The sequence below is a fragment of the Burkholderia sp. Se-20378 genome, from assembly GCF_017104665.1.
GTDB lineage: Bacteria > Pseudomonadota > Gammaproteobacteria > Burkholderiales > Burkholderiaceae > Burkholderia > Burkholderia lata.
In genome coordinates this window covers 1-16,048 of the sequence record NZ_JAAGPG010000165.1, presented here as the reverse complement: position 1 = coordinate 16,048, position 16,048 = coordinate 1, and the positions used below count along the sequence as shown (strand labels likewise).

Below are 16,048 nucleotides of genomic sequence, written 5' to 3'. Positions count from 1 at the left end.
ATCGGCGCAACCGAACCGGTCGACATGCTGGTGCTGCCGGCCGATCTCGACGCGGCCCGCGCGCTGCTCGCGACCGCGAGCGTCGCGAACCCCGACCTGCATGCGCGCTACGCGGCACGCGCCGCGGGCGCGGGCGGGATCAACCTCGTGCCGCTCGCCGACGGCTTCAACGATTTCTGGGTGCGCGACACCGGGTGCCTGTTCGTCAGGGATACGACGAACAACAATGCGCTGAATGCGGTCGGCTTCAATTTCAACGGCTGGGGCAACGCGAACACCGACGGCGCCGGCATGAGCCCCGGCGCGACGGTCCCGCCGGAAGTCGCGGCCGCGAGCAACCGGTCGAAGGCGGGCAAGTTCTTCCAGCCGTTCGGGCGCGACAACGCGGTGGCGGGCTGGATGGCGCAGCGGAAAGGCGCGAACCTGATCCGCAGCACGTTGACGCTCGAAGGCGGCGCGATCGAATTCGACGGCGACGCGACGGCGATCCTCACCGAATCGTCCGTGCTGCACGTGAACCGGAATCCGCAACTGTTCGACATCCCGAACGGCGTGATCGCGAATGCGACGCTGCTGCCGACGGCGAAAGACACGGTGCTCGCCGAACTGCAGCGCACGCTCGGCGTGCGGAAGATCATCTGGCTGCCGGGTACGGCAACCTATCCGCGCAGCAGCGGCGTGGGCGGTGCCGGCGGCGCGGCGACGCCGGCCGGCGAGACCGACATCACGAACGGGCACGTCGACTTCTACGCGCGCTTTCTCGCACCCGGCGTGGTCGCGTGCTGTTACGACGCGTCGAATTCGACCGGCGAGCGCGCGTTGACGGACGCCAACCGGCAACGGCTCGCGGGCCAGACCGATGCGAGCGGCCGGCCGCTGAAGCTCGTCGAACTGGTGCCGCCGGTCAATTTCGGCACGTCGGCCGGCACGAGCCTGAACGACCGGCAGATGACGAATTTCGCGGCCGGCTACATCAATTTCTACACGTGCAACGGTGCGATCGTCATGCCGAAGTTCAACGACGCGGCGGCCGACGCGGCCGCGGTCGCCGCGATCCGGCCGTATGCGGGGAACCGGGCGATCGTGCAGGTCGACATCCTCGGCATCGCGTCGGGCGGCGGCGGCATCCACTGCTCGACCCGCGAGGTGCCGGCGTGAGCGTGTCCCGTCATATCGATATGGAAATCGATTCGTTGTCCATGACGGGCGAATTCCTTAATCTGGGCCTGTAGTTCGTGTGACACCTCCTTGACTGGGATTCGCGCCCGCTGCTTGCAGCGGGCGTCTTTTTTGGTGCGCTGCGTCGCACGCCGGCCCCGGCGGGGTTGGTCGCGCGCGGCGGCTCGCCTATGCTGGTTGCTGCATGTCCGCGCGACGGTCCGGATCGGCCGGGCCAGTGACGGTTCGATGACATGCCACGTCAAGGAGAGTCATGATGAGCAAACCCACGATCGTGCTCGTGCACGGCTTCTGGGGCGGCGCCGCGCACTGGGCAAAAGTGATCGTCGAACTCGCGCGCAGGGGCCATGCGTCACTGCATGCGGTCGAATTGCCGCTGACTTCGCTTGCCGACGACGCCGAACGCACGCGCAGGATGGTCGCGCAGCAGGCGGGCCCCGTGCTGCTGGTCGGCCATTCGTACGGCGGTGCGGTGATCAGCGAGGCCGGCAACCTGCCGAACGTCGCGGGCCTCGTGTTCATTGCCGCGTTCGCGCCGGACGCCGGCGAAAGCCCCGGCGGGATCACGCAGGAACACCTGCCGGCGGCCGCACCGAATCTCGCCCCCGACAGCGACGGCTATCTGTGGATCAAGCCCGACAAATTCCACGAGAGCTTCTGCCAGGACCTTTCGTCAGATGAAGCGCTCGTGATGGCCGTCACGCAGAAGGCGCCGGTGGCGAGCACCTTCGCGGACACCATCCACGCGCCCGCATGGCGCGTGAAACCGTCGTGGTATCAGATCTCGAGCCAAGACCGGATGATCGCGCCGGAAAACCAGCAGCGAATGTCGGCGCGGATGGACGCGCGCAAGGTCATCACGCTCGATGCGAGCCATGCGTCGCTCGCGTCGAAACCGGTGGCGGTCGCGGAGCTGATCGACGAGGCGGCGACCGCGCTCGCCGGGTGATGCAGGGGCAGAGCGCGGCGTATTGCCGCGTTCTGCGCCGGCGCGGCAACGCGCATCCATTCGCGAAGCGGCGAGCCGCGTCGCTTCCAGACGAACTTGTTCCTGCCGCTGGCAGCGCTGCATGCAGCCGGTTCACGTGCGGTCGGCCTGTACGCGCCCTCAGTGAAATGCGACGTCGCACCGAGAAGTGAATGTCGAATATTTTGACGGCATGCCGATTTGCGCACATGCGCCGCTAAGTCGGCGTGAAAGTCGTGAATGCAGTGTTGATTTGACTTGTCCTATGCGAGTAGTTATTTGGTTCGTAAAATTCCTAATTTTTTGATGCCGACATGTCTTTTAATGGATTTTTGAATATATTTAGTTGATTGTTTATAGAGTTTTAATCGAATTGATGGGAATCGTCGAGCGGCCATGCTGTTCGGGATCGGCTTGCTGTACGGAGTGGGGTGTTGTGTTTTGCGGGCTAGCACAGTTGCTGCTGCAAGCCAATATAACGAATGGATAAATGATATCCACATTTCTTACTCGTACTATTTGATAAGGCGGAGACGAAAAATAGAATGGCGATGTCGTCGTTTTCTTGAATGCATATTTCATGTATTCGAGATGGCGCGATGCGATCTGCGCTTCGAGAAACCAAGCCCCTCCGGAAGTTTCCGAGCCGATCGGGCTGTTCCGGGAACGAACATCCATTTAGATAGGAATTTGAAACATGAAAATGAACTTGCTTCGAGGCTGCGTCGTGGCGGGCCTGGCGAGCGTGGCGACGGTGCCGTCGATTGCCAATGCATTTGACGGTGAGCTGGCCTTCTACGGCAGCATCTCCGACGTCACCTGCAACGTCAACGGCCAGGCGCCTGGCTCCAGCAATCGGCAAGAGGTGCAACTTGGCGACCGCGTTGACCCGGCCATGTTCGATGCGATCGGCAAGACGTCGAATGAAGTCCAGTTCAGTGTAAAGATTGGCGGCAATACAGGCTGTGCCAACGGCACGAAGGTCGTGATGGAGTTCGATCCGGTGTCGGTCAACATCAACCCGTCGACCGGCAACCTGAAGCTCATCGGCACCAAGCCGGCGGAGGGCATCGAAATCCAGATCAAGGACGCGGGTAACACCAAGAACGGCAAGATCATGCTCGGCACGCCGCAGACCGACCCGCAGATTGCGACCGTCGAGAACAACACCGCGACCCTGACCTACAAGGCGGCATACGTATCGACGGCCTTGCCGGCTGGCATCAAGGCCGGTTCCGGTAACTCGTTCATCCGGTACGTGCTCGCTTACCACTGATCAGTCCCATTCGCGTTACACGTCATGACATTGTCAATTCGGATTCCTTATCCAGGCGTCGTGGCCGGTGTCGTGGCATGGGCTGCCTGCGCCACGCTGGCGCAGGCAGCCCTGCTGTTGAACGGTACCCGGGTGATCTTTCCCGAGCGTGCTCGCGACGTGACGGTCCGAATGGAAAATTCCGGCACGCAACCGGTCCTCGCGCAGAGCTGGATCGACGACGGTCGCGCCGACGTTCCGCCCGAGCAGATGCGCACGCCGTTTGTCGTTGCACCGACCCTGGTGCGTGTCGAAGCGGGGCGGGGCGCGGTGTTGCGCATCACCAACATGCAGGCGTCGCTGCCGTCCGACCGAGAATCGGTATTCTGGCTGAATGTGCTCGAGGTGCCGACGGTGCAGCAAGATGCGGACAACCAGTTGCGCTTCGCGTTCAGAACCCGCATCAAATTGTTCTACCGGCCCTCGGCGCTCGAGAACGACGTCGATACGGCGCAGGACGCGCTGGTCTGGAGCGCGTCTGCCGATGCGCAGCGCGCGGGCGGACGACGGATCACGCTCGAGGTGTCGAACCCGACGCCGTACTACGTGTCGTTCGGGATGGTCGAGGCCGAGGTCGGCGGCACCTTCGTGGAGGCGGGTGGCGGGATGGTCGCGCCGTTCGGTACCCAACGCTTTCCGCTGCCGGGTGTCTTCACGCAGTCGCATCGCACGAGGGTCGTGCGCTATATGACCATCGACGATTACGGCGGACGCAGCACGATAACCAAAAAACTGACCGACTGAGCAGTTTTTTCACGCAACACATCCATCCAGAAGGCATCACCCAGCATGCCGATCCCGATGTATTGGATCAGTGTGCGAAATAACTGTATCCACATGCGCAGTTCAGCAGGTTTCCATTCTTCATGCGTATCGGAGTGCCCCCTGCGACTACCGCAGCGGCCTTGTCTGATGGCGGTCGCATCGGTATTTGCGTCGATCGCGATGACGTCGGGTGAAAACGCCGTCGCGGATACGGCCGTCGCGGTGGTGCGGGACGACAAGCGCAGCGAGAACGCGGACGGTTCGCCGGCGGCCGGCAAGACACATTTCGATGACTCGATGCTGATGCATGGCCCTCGCAGCGAGCCGATCGACACGACGCCGTTCGAGCGTCCGAACGCCGTCGAGCCGGGGCTGCATCGAGTGGAGCTGATCGTCAACGGGCAGTGGCGCGGCATGGAGGACATCACATTTCATCGCGACGCGCGTGATGACGTGCTGCCTTGCTACGACCGGTTACTGCTGCAGCGGGCGGGTGTCGATCTCGACCGGAGCGCGCGGGGGCAGGACGGCAGCCAGCCTCCGAATCCGGTGCCTGAAGGGCTGATCTGCGAGGCGGTTTCACGGTATGTACCCGGCGCCGCACTGTCGTTCGATGCAGCCGAGCAGAAACTGTATCTGACGGTTCCCCGGTTCTACATGCGTTACGCCGGTCAGAGTACCTACGTCGATCCGGCCAACTGGACGAACGGTGTACCGGCCGCGTGGTTGAACTACAACGCCAGCGTGTTCACGACGCGTTCGGGCGGCTACGAATCCTCGCAGCTCTACACGGGCCTCTCGATGGCGGCCAGCGCCGGGCGATTCCGGATTCGCCACAACGGCAACCTTACCTGGACGCAACGCGGCGGCGCCCGTTATCAGCGCGGCTACGTCTATGCGCAAACCGATCTGCCCGACTGGCACGCGCAGTTGCTGGCCGGCGAGAGCTCGACGAGCGGGATGCTGTTCGACGCCGTGTCGTTCCGCGGCGTGCAGATCGCCAGCGACGACCGGATGCTGCCCGATGAACAGCGCTACTACGCGCCGGTCGTACGTGGCGTCGCACAGTCGAATGCCAAAGTGGCGATCTACCAGCGCGGCTATCTCGTTCACGAGACGACCGTCGCGCCGGGGCCGTTCGCGATCGACAACCTGCAGGCGATGAGCTACGGCGGCGACCTGAACGTGACGGTGACTGAAGCCAACGGCGAAACACGCAGCTTCGTGGTGCCGTTCGCGACTGCGGTCCAATTACTGCGTCCCGGCAGCACGCGGTTCAGCGCGATGGCGGGACGGGCGATCGACGTCGGCGGCGGCATCGGCACGCAGTACGTCGGCCAGTTCACGGTGCAGCGCGGCGTCAGCAATGCGCTGACGGCATACGGCGGCGCCGCGTTTGCGAACCGTTACCAGTCGGTACTGATGGGGGTGGGGCTCAATACGTCGATCGGCGGCTTTGCGGCCGACGTCACGATCGCGCGGACCCAGCCGCCGGGCAGTGAGCGCTTGACCGGCTCGAGCATTCGCGTGTCGTACAGCAAGAACCTGCCGAACAGCGGCACGAATTTTTCGCTGCTCGCGTATCGCTACTCGACGAAAGGCTATCTCGGCCTGCGCGACGCGTTGCTGTTGAACGGCCGGGACGACCAAGGCGCGGCAACCGCTTCGTTTGCGCGGCTGCGCAATCGGGTCGATCTCAACGTGAGTCAGCAGATCGGGAGGTCGGGGAGCGTCTATGCGAACGGATCGGCGCTCAGCTATTGGGCGGGAGGCGGGCAGTCGCTCAGCTTCACGCTCGGCTACAGCACGCAATGGCGCGATGCGACGCTGACCGCGTCGGTGCAGCGCGTGCGCAACCTGTCTGCTCGGAAACCGTCGTTCGGCGGCGGGGCGGGCAGCACGCTCGTGAGCCTGAACGTTTCGATTCCGTTGGGACGCAACGCGCGGCGCGCGCCGATCTTCAGCACGCTCATGACGCATGACACCCGTGCCGGTACCAGTGCCACCGCGAGCCTGGCCGGCCGCTTCGGCGAGCAAAGCGCAGGATCGTACTCGTTGTCGTCGAGCTACGACGGCAACAACCGGGCGCCGTCGGGCAGTTTCGGCGTCGGCTATCAATTGCCGGCCGTGTCGCTGTCGGCGAACGTCGGCCTGGGAAGCGACTACCAGCAGGCGTCCGCGAACGCGACGGGCGGCCTGGTGCTGCACCCGGGCGGCCTGACGCCGGCGCCCACCTTGAGCGAGACGATCGGCGTCGTGCGCGCGCCGCACGCGCGCGGCGCCCTGGTGGGTAACTCGAACGCGCGCGTCGACCGGTTCGGCTACGCGATCGTACCGAGCCTCACGCCGTATCAGCTCAACAAGATCGACATCGATCCGAAGGATATCCCCGACGATGTCGAACTCAAGACGGTATCGCGTAGCGTCGCGCCCCGCTCGGGCTCGGTCGTCCTGCTGTCGTACGACACGCAGAGGGCGCGGGCGCTGCTGATTGACGCGCAGACCGACGACGGCCGGCCACTGCCGTTCGCGGCGCGTGCGCTCGACGCACGCACCGGCACCATGCTGGGCGCGGTCGGGCAGGGTAGCCGCCTGCTGGTGCGCAGTGCCGACGACGACGGGCAGATCCGTGTCGAATGGGGCACGCGTGCCGATCAGCGGTGCGTGATCGACTATGCGGTGCCGGCGCAGGAACGTACCGCCCGCGGCTACGTGACGCTGACGCGTGTCTGCCGCGCACTTCCTGCGATTGCGCCTGTCGCGGCGACGGCGCGCGGCCAGCGCGTGGAGCGATAGTTCCATGCGCGTTCTCGATGTCCGTTCCGCACTTGCGGCGTCCCTGCCGCCGCGCCGTACAGGTCGCGGGGCCGATTTTGTCCGCATCGTGCGTGCGGCGGTGGTGGCTTGCGCGGTGAGCGTCGGCGCAGTCAACGGGCACGCGGCGCTGTCCGTGGTCGGAACCCGCTTCGTCTATCCCGGCGATGCCCGTGCGCTGACGATCGTCGCGCGCAACGGTGGCGCCGCGCCGATCCTGGTTCAGGCATGGCTCGACGTGGGTGACGCGAATGCCGATCCCGATCGCCTGCGCGTGCCGTTCGTCGTTTCGCCGCCGCTCGCGCGACTCGATCCGGCGCAGTCGCTGGCGATCCGCGTGCAGTCCATCGGAGCCGACTTGCCGGTGGATCGGGAATCCTGCTTCTGGATCAACCTGCTCGAAGTGCCACCGGCCGCACCGGCAAGCGACAACACGTTGCGCATCGCGTACCGGTTGCGCATGAAGATTCTGTATCGGCCGACCGCCCTGGCCGGCGATCCGGATCAGGCGCCGAACGCGCTGACCTGGGCGCGCATGGACCGGCAGGACTCCCCATCGATCGTCGCCACGAATCCCACCCCGTACTACGTGACGCTGACGCGCGTGCTGCTGCACGGCGAGCCGGTCGCGCTGGCCAGCGGGGCGGCGGAGATCGCGCCGTTCAGCCAGGTTCGCGTCCCGATCGATATGCCGATCGGCGTGCGATCGGGCGAGATCGTGTTCGACGCGGTCGACGACAGCGGGGCATCTCAGGAATACCGGGCGCAGCTGGGGCCGTAGCGGCGCGGCGGCACGCGGCGCCATGTGCCGGTGCCGCGGCGTGCCAGGAGTTGCAGTACCCGTCCTGTCGGGGAATCGACAGGGTCTCAACCACAACAAGGAAAACGAGAATGAACAAGACATACGCTTTGGTATGGAACGCCGGGCAGGGCGTTTGGCAGGTGGCCGGCGAACGGGTGCGCCGGCACGGCAAGTCGGCGACGCGCGCGCGTGTCGTCGCGGTGCTGGCGTTGCTCGCGGGCGGCGCGGCGACGTCCGTCCAGGCGCTGCCGACGGGTGAGAACATTGTGTCCGGGAAAGCCGACATTCTTCGCTACGACAACGGGCAGCAGATGTCGATCAACCAGCATAGCGACAAGCTGGTGACGAACTGGCAGACGTTCGACATCGACAAGGGGCAGCGCGTCACGTTCAACCAGCCGTCCGTGACGTCGATCGCGCTGAACCGGGTGATGGGTCAGGACGGCAGCTCGATCCACGGCAATATCGACGCGAACGGTCGCGTGTTCCTCGTCAATCCGAACGGCGTCCTGTTCGGCAAGAGCGCGCAGGTCAATGTCGGCGGCTTGGTGGCGACGACGCTGGACATCAAGAACGACGACTTCGAATCCGGCCGCTTCCGGTTCTCCGGTCAGTCTCCGAGCGAAGTGCAAAACCTCGGCAATCTCGTTGCCAGCGAAGGCGGCGCGATCGCGCTGCTCGGCGCGAAAGTCATCAACAGGGGTATCGTCCAGGCGCAGATGGGCACCGTCGCGCTGGGAGCGGGCAGCGACGCCACACTGAACTTCGACGGCAGCAAGCTGCTGAGCGTACGGATCGACCAGGGCGCCATCAACGCGCTGGTCAGCAACGAACAGCTGCTGAAGGCCGATGGCGGACAGGTGCTGATGAGCGCGAAGACCGCCGATACGCTGTTGCGCACGGTGGTCAACAACCAGGGCACCATCGAGGCGCGCACGCTCAGGAACGTCGCCGGCCGGATCTCGCTGGACGGTCACGACGCCGGCACCGTCAATGTCGCAGGCACGCTGAACGCAAGCGCGACGATGCCGGGCAATGGCGGGACGGTCGACACCCGTGGCGCCGACGTGAAGGTGGCGCTCGGTACGATGGTCGATACGCGTGCGACCAACGGGCGCGGCGGCACCTGGCGCATCGCGTCGTCCGACGTGTCGGTCAAGGCGGGTGCGAACCAGCCGGGTACGATCGTGGCCGATACGCTGTCGCGCAACCTCGCGACGACCGATGTCGAACTGGTTGCCGAACGCGGCGCGGTATCGGTCGACGGGCCGGTGACCTGGGCCAGCGGCAACCGGTTGGCACTGGCCAGCCGGCACGGCGACGTGTCCGTCAACGGCGCGCTGCGCGCAACGGGTGCGAACGCGCGCGTGAGCATCGACGCGAAGAACAGCGTGCGGATCGCTGCGCCGATCGCGCTGACCGGCGCGAACGCGCTGCTGACGCTCGACTATGGCGTCACGCATTCGCTCGCGGGCGGCGCGGCCGTGACGCTGTCGGGAGCGGGGGCCGGCTTCGAGTCGAACGGCTATCGCTATACCGTGATCCAGAACCTGCAGCAGTTGCAGGGCGTCAATACGAATCTCGGCGGGCTGTACGTACTCGGAAACGCCATCTCCGGTTCCTGTTCCTGGTATTCCTGCACCACGTTCAAGACCATCGGTTCGGGCGCGTCGTTCTCCGGCGTGTTCGATGGCCTCGGCAACACGATCAGCAACCTCATCATCACGAGCAGCGATCCGTATGCAGGGCTGTTCGGCCGCAACACCGGCACGCTCGCCAACCTCAAACTGGCGTCGTTGCGCGTCAGTGCCGCGTCCGGTGTCGGTCCGGTGGCCATCGGCGGGCTGGTGGGCGAAAACGCCGGCAAGATCACGAACGTTACTGCGACGGGCATGCAGGTGAGTGCAGGCGCCAGCCGCAGCAATGCGCTGGGTGGGCTGGTCGGCATCAATAGCGGCGAGCTGTCCCAATCGTCGTTTGCCGGATCGGTGGCGGGCAATGGAATGTCGTACGCCGTTGGCGGTCTGGTCGGCGAAAACCGCATCGATAGGATGGACGCAGGCGTCGTGTCGGACAGCGAGTCCAACGCTACCGTCACCGGTGGCGCGTCGAACCTGGCATCGATCGGCGGCCTCGTCGGCATGAACCGGGGCGGCAAGATCCTGAGGTCGACAAGTCGCGGCACGACGTCGGGTGCCGGTATCGCCGGCGTGAACGTCGGTGGGTTCGTGGGCGCGAACCTGCTCGGAACGATTGTCGACGGAGCGGCGCTGGGGCGCGTGACGGGCGGATCGGGCGGCTCGGCAGGCGGTTTCGTCGGGAGCAATACCGGCAAGATCACCGGCTCGAGTGCGAGCGGGGTCGTGGATGGCCGATATGCGCAAGCGATTGGCGGCTTCGTCGGGCTGAACCAGGGTCAAGTGACCGACGGCAAGGCGTTGGGTGCCGTCACGAGCGACTCGACCGGCTCGACCGGCGGTTTCGTCGGCATCAACCTGGGCGCGGATGCAGCAATCGACATGGCAGAAGCGCATGGCGCGGTCACAGGTGGGCAGGGCGCCAATGGCGGCTTTGTCGGCAGCCATCTCGGCGGCCGGATTGCACATTCGGTCGCACGCGGCACGACGCGCGGTGGCAACTACAGCAAGACGGGCGGTTTTGTCGGCAGCAACGCGGCCGAACTGACCAACGTCGATGCGAGCGGCGACGTGTACGGTGGGGTCGGTGCGTCGGTGGGGGGCTTCGCCGGCGCCAACACGACGTTCGGCACGATCGACACCGCGTCGGCAACCGGTAACGTGACGGGCGGCTCGTCGAGCACGGTGGGTGGGTTTGCCGGCGAAAACCTCGGCACGGTGCGCGACGCGTCTGCGTCGGGGACGGTCGGCGCCGGCTGTTACGCGACGCTGGGCGGCCTGATCGGCCTGAACGCAGGGCTCGTCGAACGCTCGGCCGCGAGCGGGCGGATCAACGTGTCGTCGTACCAGACCTTGGGCGGTCTTGTCGGCATCAACCGGGGCACCTTCCGCAACAGCATCGCGTCAGGCGAGGCCGGGCTGCAGAAGATTGCCGGTCTCAATCTCGGTGTGATCGAGTAATGCAGCAGGCGGCGGGCGCGCATGACCGGCGCCCGCCGCCGATGCAACGGGAGGCAGCATGAAGACGAATCAATGGCGCAGGCCCGGGCGAATCGGCCGGGCTGTGCGTCGCCTTGCGATGGCCGGGCACCTGGTCCTGGCATTCGGTACACCCGCGATGGCGCAGGGCGTCGGTGGTGCGACGGCACTGGATTGCTCGTTCAGCAACATCGATGCGTCAACCTGGAAGATGATTACGCCGTTGACGAGTGCGACACCGGTCGGCGCGATCCTGTACCGACGCTCCGTTTCGCTCGTCGTTTCGTTCAAATACGGCGTTGCGTCGGGAGAGCACGAACTGGTGGGGGCCGGGCATTGGAAAACGGGCTCTATTGTCACGAACGGTGTCGCGAAGACAGACGTCAACGGTATCGGCTTCAAGTGGGCAGGCGTATCTGGCGACGGCGACGAGAATACCCTGCTGCAAGGTTCGCTGCCGATGGTGACCGTGAAGCACAATCTCGGTCGCGCGAACCAAGGCGGTGCCGACGCGCAGATGATGATCTTCCGGCAGTTTCTCGTGCTCGACAAGCCTGTCTCGCAGTTGCCGCAAGGCAAGCTGGTCGTCAAGAACCTGCCGGGCAATCCGACCGTCGAGGTTTATGCGATCGACTTGCCGAAAGGCGCCGCGTCGGTGGGCGGCACCGTGACGGTGCCTCAACAGACGCCCTTGTGCGCACAGGCTATCGCCTTTGCCGGCGCCGGCAACGTCTGCATCGGCAGCGAGTGCGAGGTCCAGGTGCCGAACCGCTGCGAGATCCAGTCGAACTGGATCAAGCCGGTCACGCTCGGGAATGTCGCGATCGACAGGTTCCCGTCGTTGAACGCGATGTCGGAGCCGGTCAGTTTCGATATCACGCTCAGCCAATGCGCGGTCATGGCCAAGCCGTCGATCAGTTTCCGCGACAAGGCCGCACAGCCGAATCCGGACAAGACATTGCTGCAGTTGAGCGCGCCGGCCGGCCGGTCGGTTGCGCACGGGTTCAACATCGTGATGATGCACCGGGATACGAACGAGCGAATTGCGTACGGCGAGCCGGGCACGGCCCCGACCTACCCGATGCATCGCAACGCCGACACGGCAACGATCCCGCTCAGTGCCCGGTATATCCGAACCGGTGCGGATGGCGAGCTGAGGCCCGGAAACGCGAACGGGGCAGCGGAATTCACGTTTACGTTCCCGTGATGATGCGAACCGCGGCCCGCGCGCCTCATCACGAAACCCGCTGAGCAAAGCACCATTTGTTGGTTCGGATTCGCCGCACGCGCTGATACGTTAGCGGCTTCGCGACGACACACTCCGTCGCGATGTTCTTCGAACCGGGCCGCCGCGCGATCCGCGGCGGCCTTCATAACAAATCAGGTCGTGCTCATGAAATTCCACACGCTCGCTACGTGGCTCGTCGGGGCCGCGCTCATTACCGCAGGCACTGTCGCGCATGCGGACCGTCTCGACGACATCAAGAAGGCCGGTGTACTGCGCGTTGCAACGTTCGACAGCAACCCGCCGTTCGGCTATGTCGACGGCAAAAGCAATCACATCGTCGGCCTCGACGTCGACTATGCGAAGGCGCTCGCCGACAAGCTCGGCGTGAAGCTGCAGCTCCAGCCGACCAACCCGGCAAACCGCATTCCGTTCCTGACGTCGGGCAAGGTCGATCTCGTGCTCGCGAACTTCACGATCACCGATGAGCGCGCGAAGCAGGTCGACTTCAGCATTCCGTATTTCTCGTCGGGCCAGCAGTTTCTCGCGAAGAAAGGCGTGCTGAAATCGGCCGACCAATTGAACGCGCTGCGCGTCGGCGCCGACAAGGGCACGACCAACGAGATCACGCTGCGCGAGAAATTCCCGAAGGCGACGATCGTCGCGTATGACGACACGCCGTTCGCGTTCGCCGCGCTGCGCGCCGGCAACGTGCAGGCGATCACGCAGGACGGCCCGAAGCTGATCGGGCTGCTCGCGAACGTGCCGGACAAGCAGAACTACGAGATCCCGGCGTTCACGATCTCGAACGACTACATGGGCGTCGGCGTGCCGAAGGGCGAGACGCGCCTGCTCGGCTTCGTCAACGACACGCTGAAGGGGCTCGAGGCGAACGGCCGCGCCGTGCAGATCTACGACGCATGGTTCGGGCCGACGACGAAGACGCCGCTCACGCGCATCTTCCGGATCGGCGACAAGACCTGATCCGCATCGCACGCGCGCCGCGATCGGCCAAAGCATCGGCCGCGCGGCGCTTTTCGTTTTCCTTCGATCGCGCGCTTCGCGCCCGCAACACAGCATGCTCGGGTTGGCTCCCAAATATCTGTCCTGGCTCTGGCAGGGCTTCCTGCTGACGCTTGGCCTCGCGGCCGCGTCGGCCGTCGTCGCGACCGCCGGCGGACTGCTGCTCGCGGTCATGCGGCATGCGCGCGGCACGGCGCCGCGCATGGTGGCGGCCGCGTACGTCGTCACGTTCCGCAACACGCCGCTGCTCGTGCAGTTGCTGTTCTGGTATTTCGGTGTTGCGTCGTTGCTGCCCGACACGTGGATCGCGTGGCTGAACGCACGCCATGCGTTGAGCATCGGCCCGTTCACGCTCGCATGGCCGTCGTTCGAATTCGTGGCGGGCTGGGTCGGGCTGAGCGCCTATACGGCCGCATTCGTCGCCGAAGAGTGTGAAGCCGGCCTGCGCGGCGTGCGGCGCGCGCAGCACGATGCGGCGGCCGCGCTCGGCCTCACACCGATGCAGTCGCTGCGTTATGTGGTGCTGCCGCAGGCGGTGCGTATCGCGTTGCCGCCGCTGTTCGGCCAATACATGAATCTCGTGAAGAACTCGTCGCTCGCGATGGCGATCGGCGTGGCCGAGCTGTCGTATGCATCGCGGCAGGTCGAGACCGAGACGTTCAAGACGTTCGCCGCATTCGGCGTGGCAACCGTGCTGTACGTCGCGGCGGTGGCCGCGATCGAGGCGGGCGCGTACGCCGCCACGCAATGGCGCGACCGACTGGGAGCGGGGCGCTGACGATGGATTTTTCGCTGCTGCTCGCCAATCTGCCGTACCTGCTGGTCGGCGCGTTCCCGGAAGGGCCGCTCGGCGGTGCTGCGCTGTCGTTGCTGCTCGCGATCGCGTCGGCCGTCGCGTCGGCCGTGCTCGGCATCGCGCTCGGCGTTGCGATGGCGCTCGCGCGCGGCCCGGTACGCGTGCTGCTGCTCGCGTTCATCGGCTTCTTCCGCGCGATTCCGGTGCTGATGCTGATTTTCTGGACCTACTTCCTGATGCCGATGCTGCTGCACATGGACGTGCCGGGGCTCGCGACGGTCGTATGCGCGCTCGCGCTGATCGGCGGTGCGTATCTCGCGCACGCGGTGCATGCGGGCATCGTCGCGGCCGGTGACGGGCAATGGCAGGCCGGGCTGTCGCTCGGGCTCACGCGCTGGCAGACGGTGCGCTACGTGCTGCTGCCGCAGGCGATCCGCATCATGACGCCGTCGTTCGTCAACCAGTGGGTCGCGCTCGTGAAGGATACGTCGCTCGCGTATATCGTCGGCGTGCCGGAGCTGTCGTTCGTCGCGACGCAGGTGAACAACCGGCTGATGGTGTATCCGGCGCCGATCTTCCTGTTCGTCGCGCTGATCTATCTGGTGCTGTGCACGTCGCTCGACGGCGCGGCACGCTGGCTGCTGTCGCGGCGCCCGCGCGCGGAACGCGCCGCGCACGCGGCGGCCGAGTTCACGGAACCCGCACGGTGACGGCACGCTTCGGCCGTTTTGAATAGCCGGCGAGGCGGTGGCCGGTGAATGGGTGCCGCGGATAGCGCGCCAGGCAGGTCAGGCCCGGCGGCCAGGGAGAGCGGCAAGGACGGTAGAGAGCCTGCCGCGCGCGCCGCTGCTCGTCGAGCAACGGCAGGCGGCAGATGCGTCACGACGCCGAGTAATGCGTATTGAAGACTGCGCGCAGCGTCGATGAATCGGTCGCGAAATCGCCCCACAGCGGCCCGTCGTTCTGCGCGAACGCGAACGGCGCCGTATTGATCGACGCGAGGCGGAAGCGCCATTGCGCCGCTTCCTGGCGGAAGGCGGTGAGCTGCATGTCGGACAGCGCCGTCTGCGCGCTCGCGAGCGTGACGAGCGGATCGACCGGATTGTTCGCGACGCGCACCTCGAAGTGCAGATGCGGGCCCGTCGCGGCGCCCGTCATCCCGACCGAACCGATGCGCTGACCCTGCTTCACGGTCTCGCCCGTCTTGAGGCCGTGCGCGAACGCGGACAGGTGTGCGTAATAGGTCGAGTAACCATCGGCGTGATCGACGATCACATAACGGCCGTAGCCGCCCGGATCGGTGCCGACGAACGACACGACGCCGTCGGCCGCTGCGTCGACGGGCGTGCCGGTGGGGGCGGCGAGATCGACGCCCGTGTGGAACGCCATCGCCTGCGACAGCGGATGGATACGCTCGCCGAAGAACGAACTGATGCGCGTCCACTTGACCGGCATCGTGAATGCGGCGGCTTCGAGCGGCGAGCCGTCGAGCGCGTAGTACGCGCCGTGCTCGGCGCCCGGCGCGCGGAACCAGATCGCGCCGAACGTGCGGCCGGCGACGCGCAGTTCGAGCGCGGTGAGGCGCGGCGTGCCGTCGTTCGATTCGAACGCGACGCGGTAGTAGTCGCCGCGCTGCGCGCTGGCACGCATCGCGACCTTGCCGCTGACGAGATCGCCGAGCTGGATGCGCACTTCGGGCGGCACGTCGAGCCGGTTCAGCGTATCGGACAGCGTGAGCTCGATGTCGCCCGCGCGCATCCCGTGCTGGTTTTCAGGGGCGGCGAACTGGAACAGGTTCGCGTAGCCGAGCATGTCGTTGCGATGCGCGCTGAGCGGCGCGAACAGGCCCGGCTGCTGGCTGCGATCGTTGCGTTCGCCGGCATCGTTGCGCTCGCCGATCGTGCGGGCGAGCTCACTCGTCACGAAATGCTGCGCAGTGGGAAACGGCGTGTCGGACAGCACGCGCTGCGGCAGCGCGGCCGTGCCCGAGTCGACGGCGCCCGGCAGTTGCGACACGGCCGGCAACGCGGCGAGGCCGAGTGCGGG

The 16,048-nt window shown here is 65.8% G+C and carries 13 protein-coding genes; 11 read left to right on the top strand and 2 right to left on the bottom strand.

The genetic code is table 11. The features are described from left to right. The 4 genes from G3N93_RS18605 to G3N93_RS18590 all read left to right on the top strand — a co-directional run. On the top strand, positions 1-1,158 hold a 1,158-nt coding region (locus tag G3N93_RS18605; protein ID WP_206133674.1), incomplete at its 5' end, for an agmatine/peptidylarginine deiminase. Positions 1,159-1,432: 274 nt separating this feature from the next. After that, positions 1,433-2,128 carry an alpha/beta hydrolase gene (locus G3N93_RS18600; RefSeq protein WP_174936893.1) on the top strand — a complete coding sequence of 232 codons (696 nt, stop codon included), beginning with the start codon at positions 1,433-1,435 and terminating at the stop codon, positions 2,126-2,128. Positions 2,129-2,843: 715 nt separating this feature from the next. Continuing rightward, complete coding sequence (locus G3N93_RS18595) at positions 2,844-3,422, top strand: fimbrial protein (protein WP_174934239.1); 579 nt, start codon at positions 2,844-2,846, stop codon at positions 3,420-3,422. Positions 3,423-3,482: 60 nt separating this feature from the next. Then, positions 3,483-4,205, top strand: a complete 723-nt coding sequence (locus G3N93_RS18590) for a fimbria/pilus periplasmic chaperone (protein ID WP_307873417.1) — start codon at positions 3,483-3,485, stop codon at positions 4,203-4,205. On the opposite strand, the gene G3N93_RS41595 is transcribed toward G3N93_RS18590, so the two are convergent. Beyond that, positions 4,163-4,504 (bottom strand): hypothetical protein, encoded by a 342-nt coding sequence (locus tag G3N93_RS41595; protein ID WP_241026591.1) that lies wholly within the window; start codon positions 4,502-4,504, stop codon positions 4,163-4,165. The two genes, G3N93_RS18590 and G3N93_RS41595, sit on opposite strands and share 43 nt — an antisense overlap. Between G3N93_RS41595 and G3N93_RS18585 the strand changes: the two genes are divergently transcribed. The 7 genes from G3N93_RS18585 (at position 4,407) to G3N93_RS18555 (ending at position 14,712) form a co-directional block, all read left to right on the top strand. Then, on the top strand, positions 4,407-7,022 hold the full coding sequence (locus G3N93_RS18585; protein ID WP_374196480.1) for a fimbria/pilus outer membrane usher protein: 2,616 nt from the start codon (positions 4,407-4,409) through the stop codon (positions 7,020-7,022). The two genes, G3N93_RS41595 and G3N93_RS18585, sit on opposite strands and share 98 nt — an antisense overlap. 4 nt (positions 7,023-7,026) lie before the next feature. Then, positions 7,027-7,821 (top strand): molecular chaperone, encoded by a 795-nt coding sequence (locus G3N93_RS18580; RefSeq protein ID WP_206133671.1) that lies wholly within the window; start codon positions 7,027-7,029, stop codon positions 7,819-7,821. Between the two features lie 110 nt (positions 7,822-7,931). After that, positions 7,932-10,940: a GLUG motif-containing protein gene (locus G3N93_RS18575; protein ID WP_206133670.1), complete on the top strand. Its 3,009-nt coding sequence runs from the start codon at positions 7,932-7,934 to the stop codon at positions 10,938-10,940. 58 nt (positions 10,941-10,998) lie between these two features. Beyond that, the gene (locus G3N93_RS18570; protein WP_174936900.1) at positions 10,999-12,165 is read left to right on the top strand and encodes a fimbrial protein; all 1,167 of its coding nucleotides are present in this window, start codon (positions 10,999-11,001) and stop codon (positions 12,163-12,165) included. Positions 12,166-12,351: 186 nt separating this feature from the next. Then, entirely contained in the window at positions 12,352-13,167 is an 816-nt protein-coding gene (locus tag G3N93_RS18565; protein WP_085038977.1) for an ABC transporter substrate-binding protein, read from the top strand. 94 nt (positions 13,168-13,261) lie between these two features. Further along, positions 13,262-13,984 carry an amino acid ABC transporter permease gene (locus G3N93_RS18560; protein WP_206133669.1) on the top strand — a complete coding sequence of 241 codons (723 nt, stop codon included), beginning with the start codon at positions 13,262-13,264 and terminating at the stop codon, positions 13,982-13,984. A gap of 2 nt (positions 13,985-13,986) precedes the next feature. Then, positions 13,987-14,712 (top strand): amino acid ABC transporter permease, encoded by a 726-nt coding sequence (locus tag G3N93_RS18555; RefSeq protein WP_174934219.1) that lies wholly within the window; start codon positions 13,987-13,989, stop codon positions 14,710-14,712. A gap of 169 nt (positions 14,713-14,881) precedes the next feature. On the opposite strand, the gene G3N93_RS18550 is transcribed toward G3N93_RS18555, so the two are convergent. Then, positions 14,882-16,048: M23 family metallopeptidase (locus G3N93_RS18550; RefSeq protein ID WP_241026589.1), on the bottom strand; the 1,167-nt coding region annotated here is incomplete at its 5' end.

Coding starts and splice junctions, on each gene's coding strand:
- G3N93_RS18600 (WP_174936893.1), top strand. CDS start 1,433: ATGATGAGCAAACCCACGATCGTGCTCGTGCACGGCTTCTGGGGCGGC.
- G3N93_RS18595 (WP_174934239.1), top strand. CDS start 2,844: ATGAAAATGAACTTGCTTCGAGGCTGCGTCGTGGCGGGCCTGGCGAGC.
- G3N93_RS18585 (WP_374196480.1), top strand. CDS start 4,407: ATGACGTCGGGTGAAAACGCCGTCGCGGATACGGCCGTCGCGGTGGTG.
- G3N93_RS18580 (WP_206133671.1), top strand. CDS start 7,027: ATGCGCGTTCTCGATGTCCGTTCCGCACTTGCGGCGTCCCTGCCGCCG.
- G3N93_RS18575 (WP_206133670.1), top strand. CDS start 7,932: ATGAACAAGACATACGCTTTGGTATGGAACGCCGGGCAGGGCGTTTGG.
- G3N93_RS18570 (WP_174936900.1), top strand. CDS start 10,999: ATGAAGACGAATCAATGGCGCAGGCCCGGGCGAATCGGCCGGGCTGTG.
- G3N93_RS18565 (WP_085038977.1), top strand. CDS start 12,352: ATGAAATTCCACACGCTCGCTACGTGGCTCGTCGGGGCCGCGCTCATT.
- G3N93_RS18560 (WP_206133669.1), top strand. CDS start 13,262: ATGCTCGGGTTGGCTCCCAAATATCTGTCCTGGCTCTGGCAGGGCTTC.
- G3N93_RS18555 (WP_174934219.1), top strand. CDS start 13,987: ATGGATTTTTCGCTGCTGCTCGCCAATCTGCCGTACCTGCTGGTCGGC.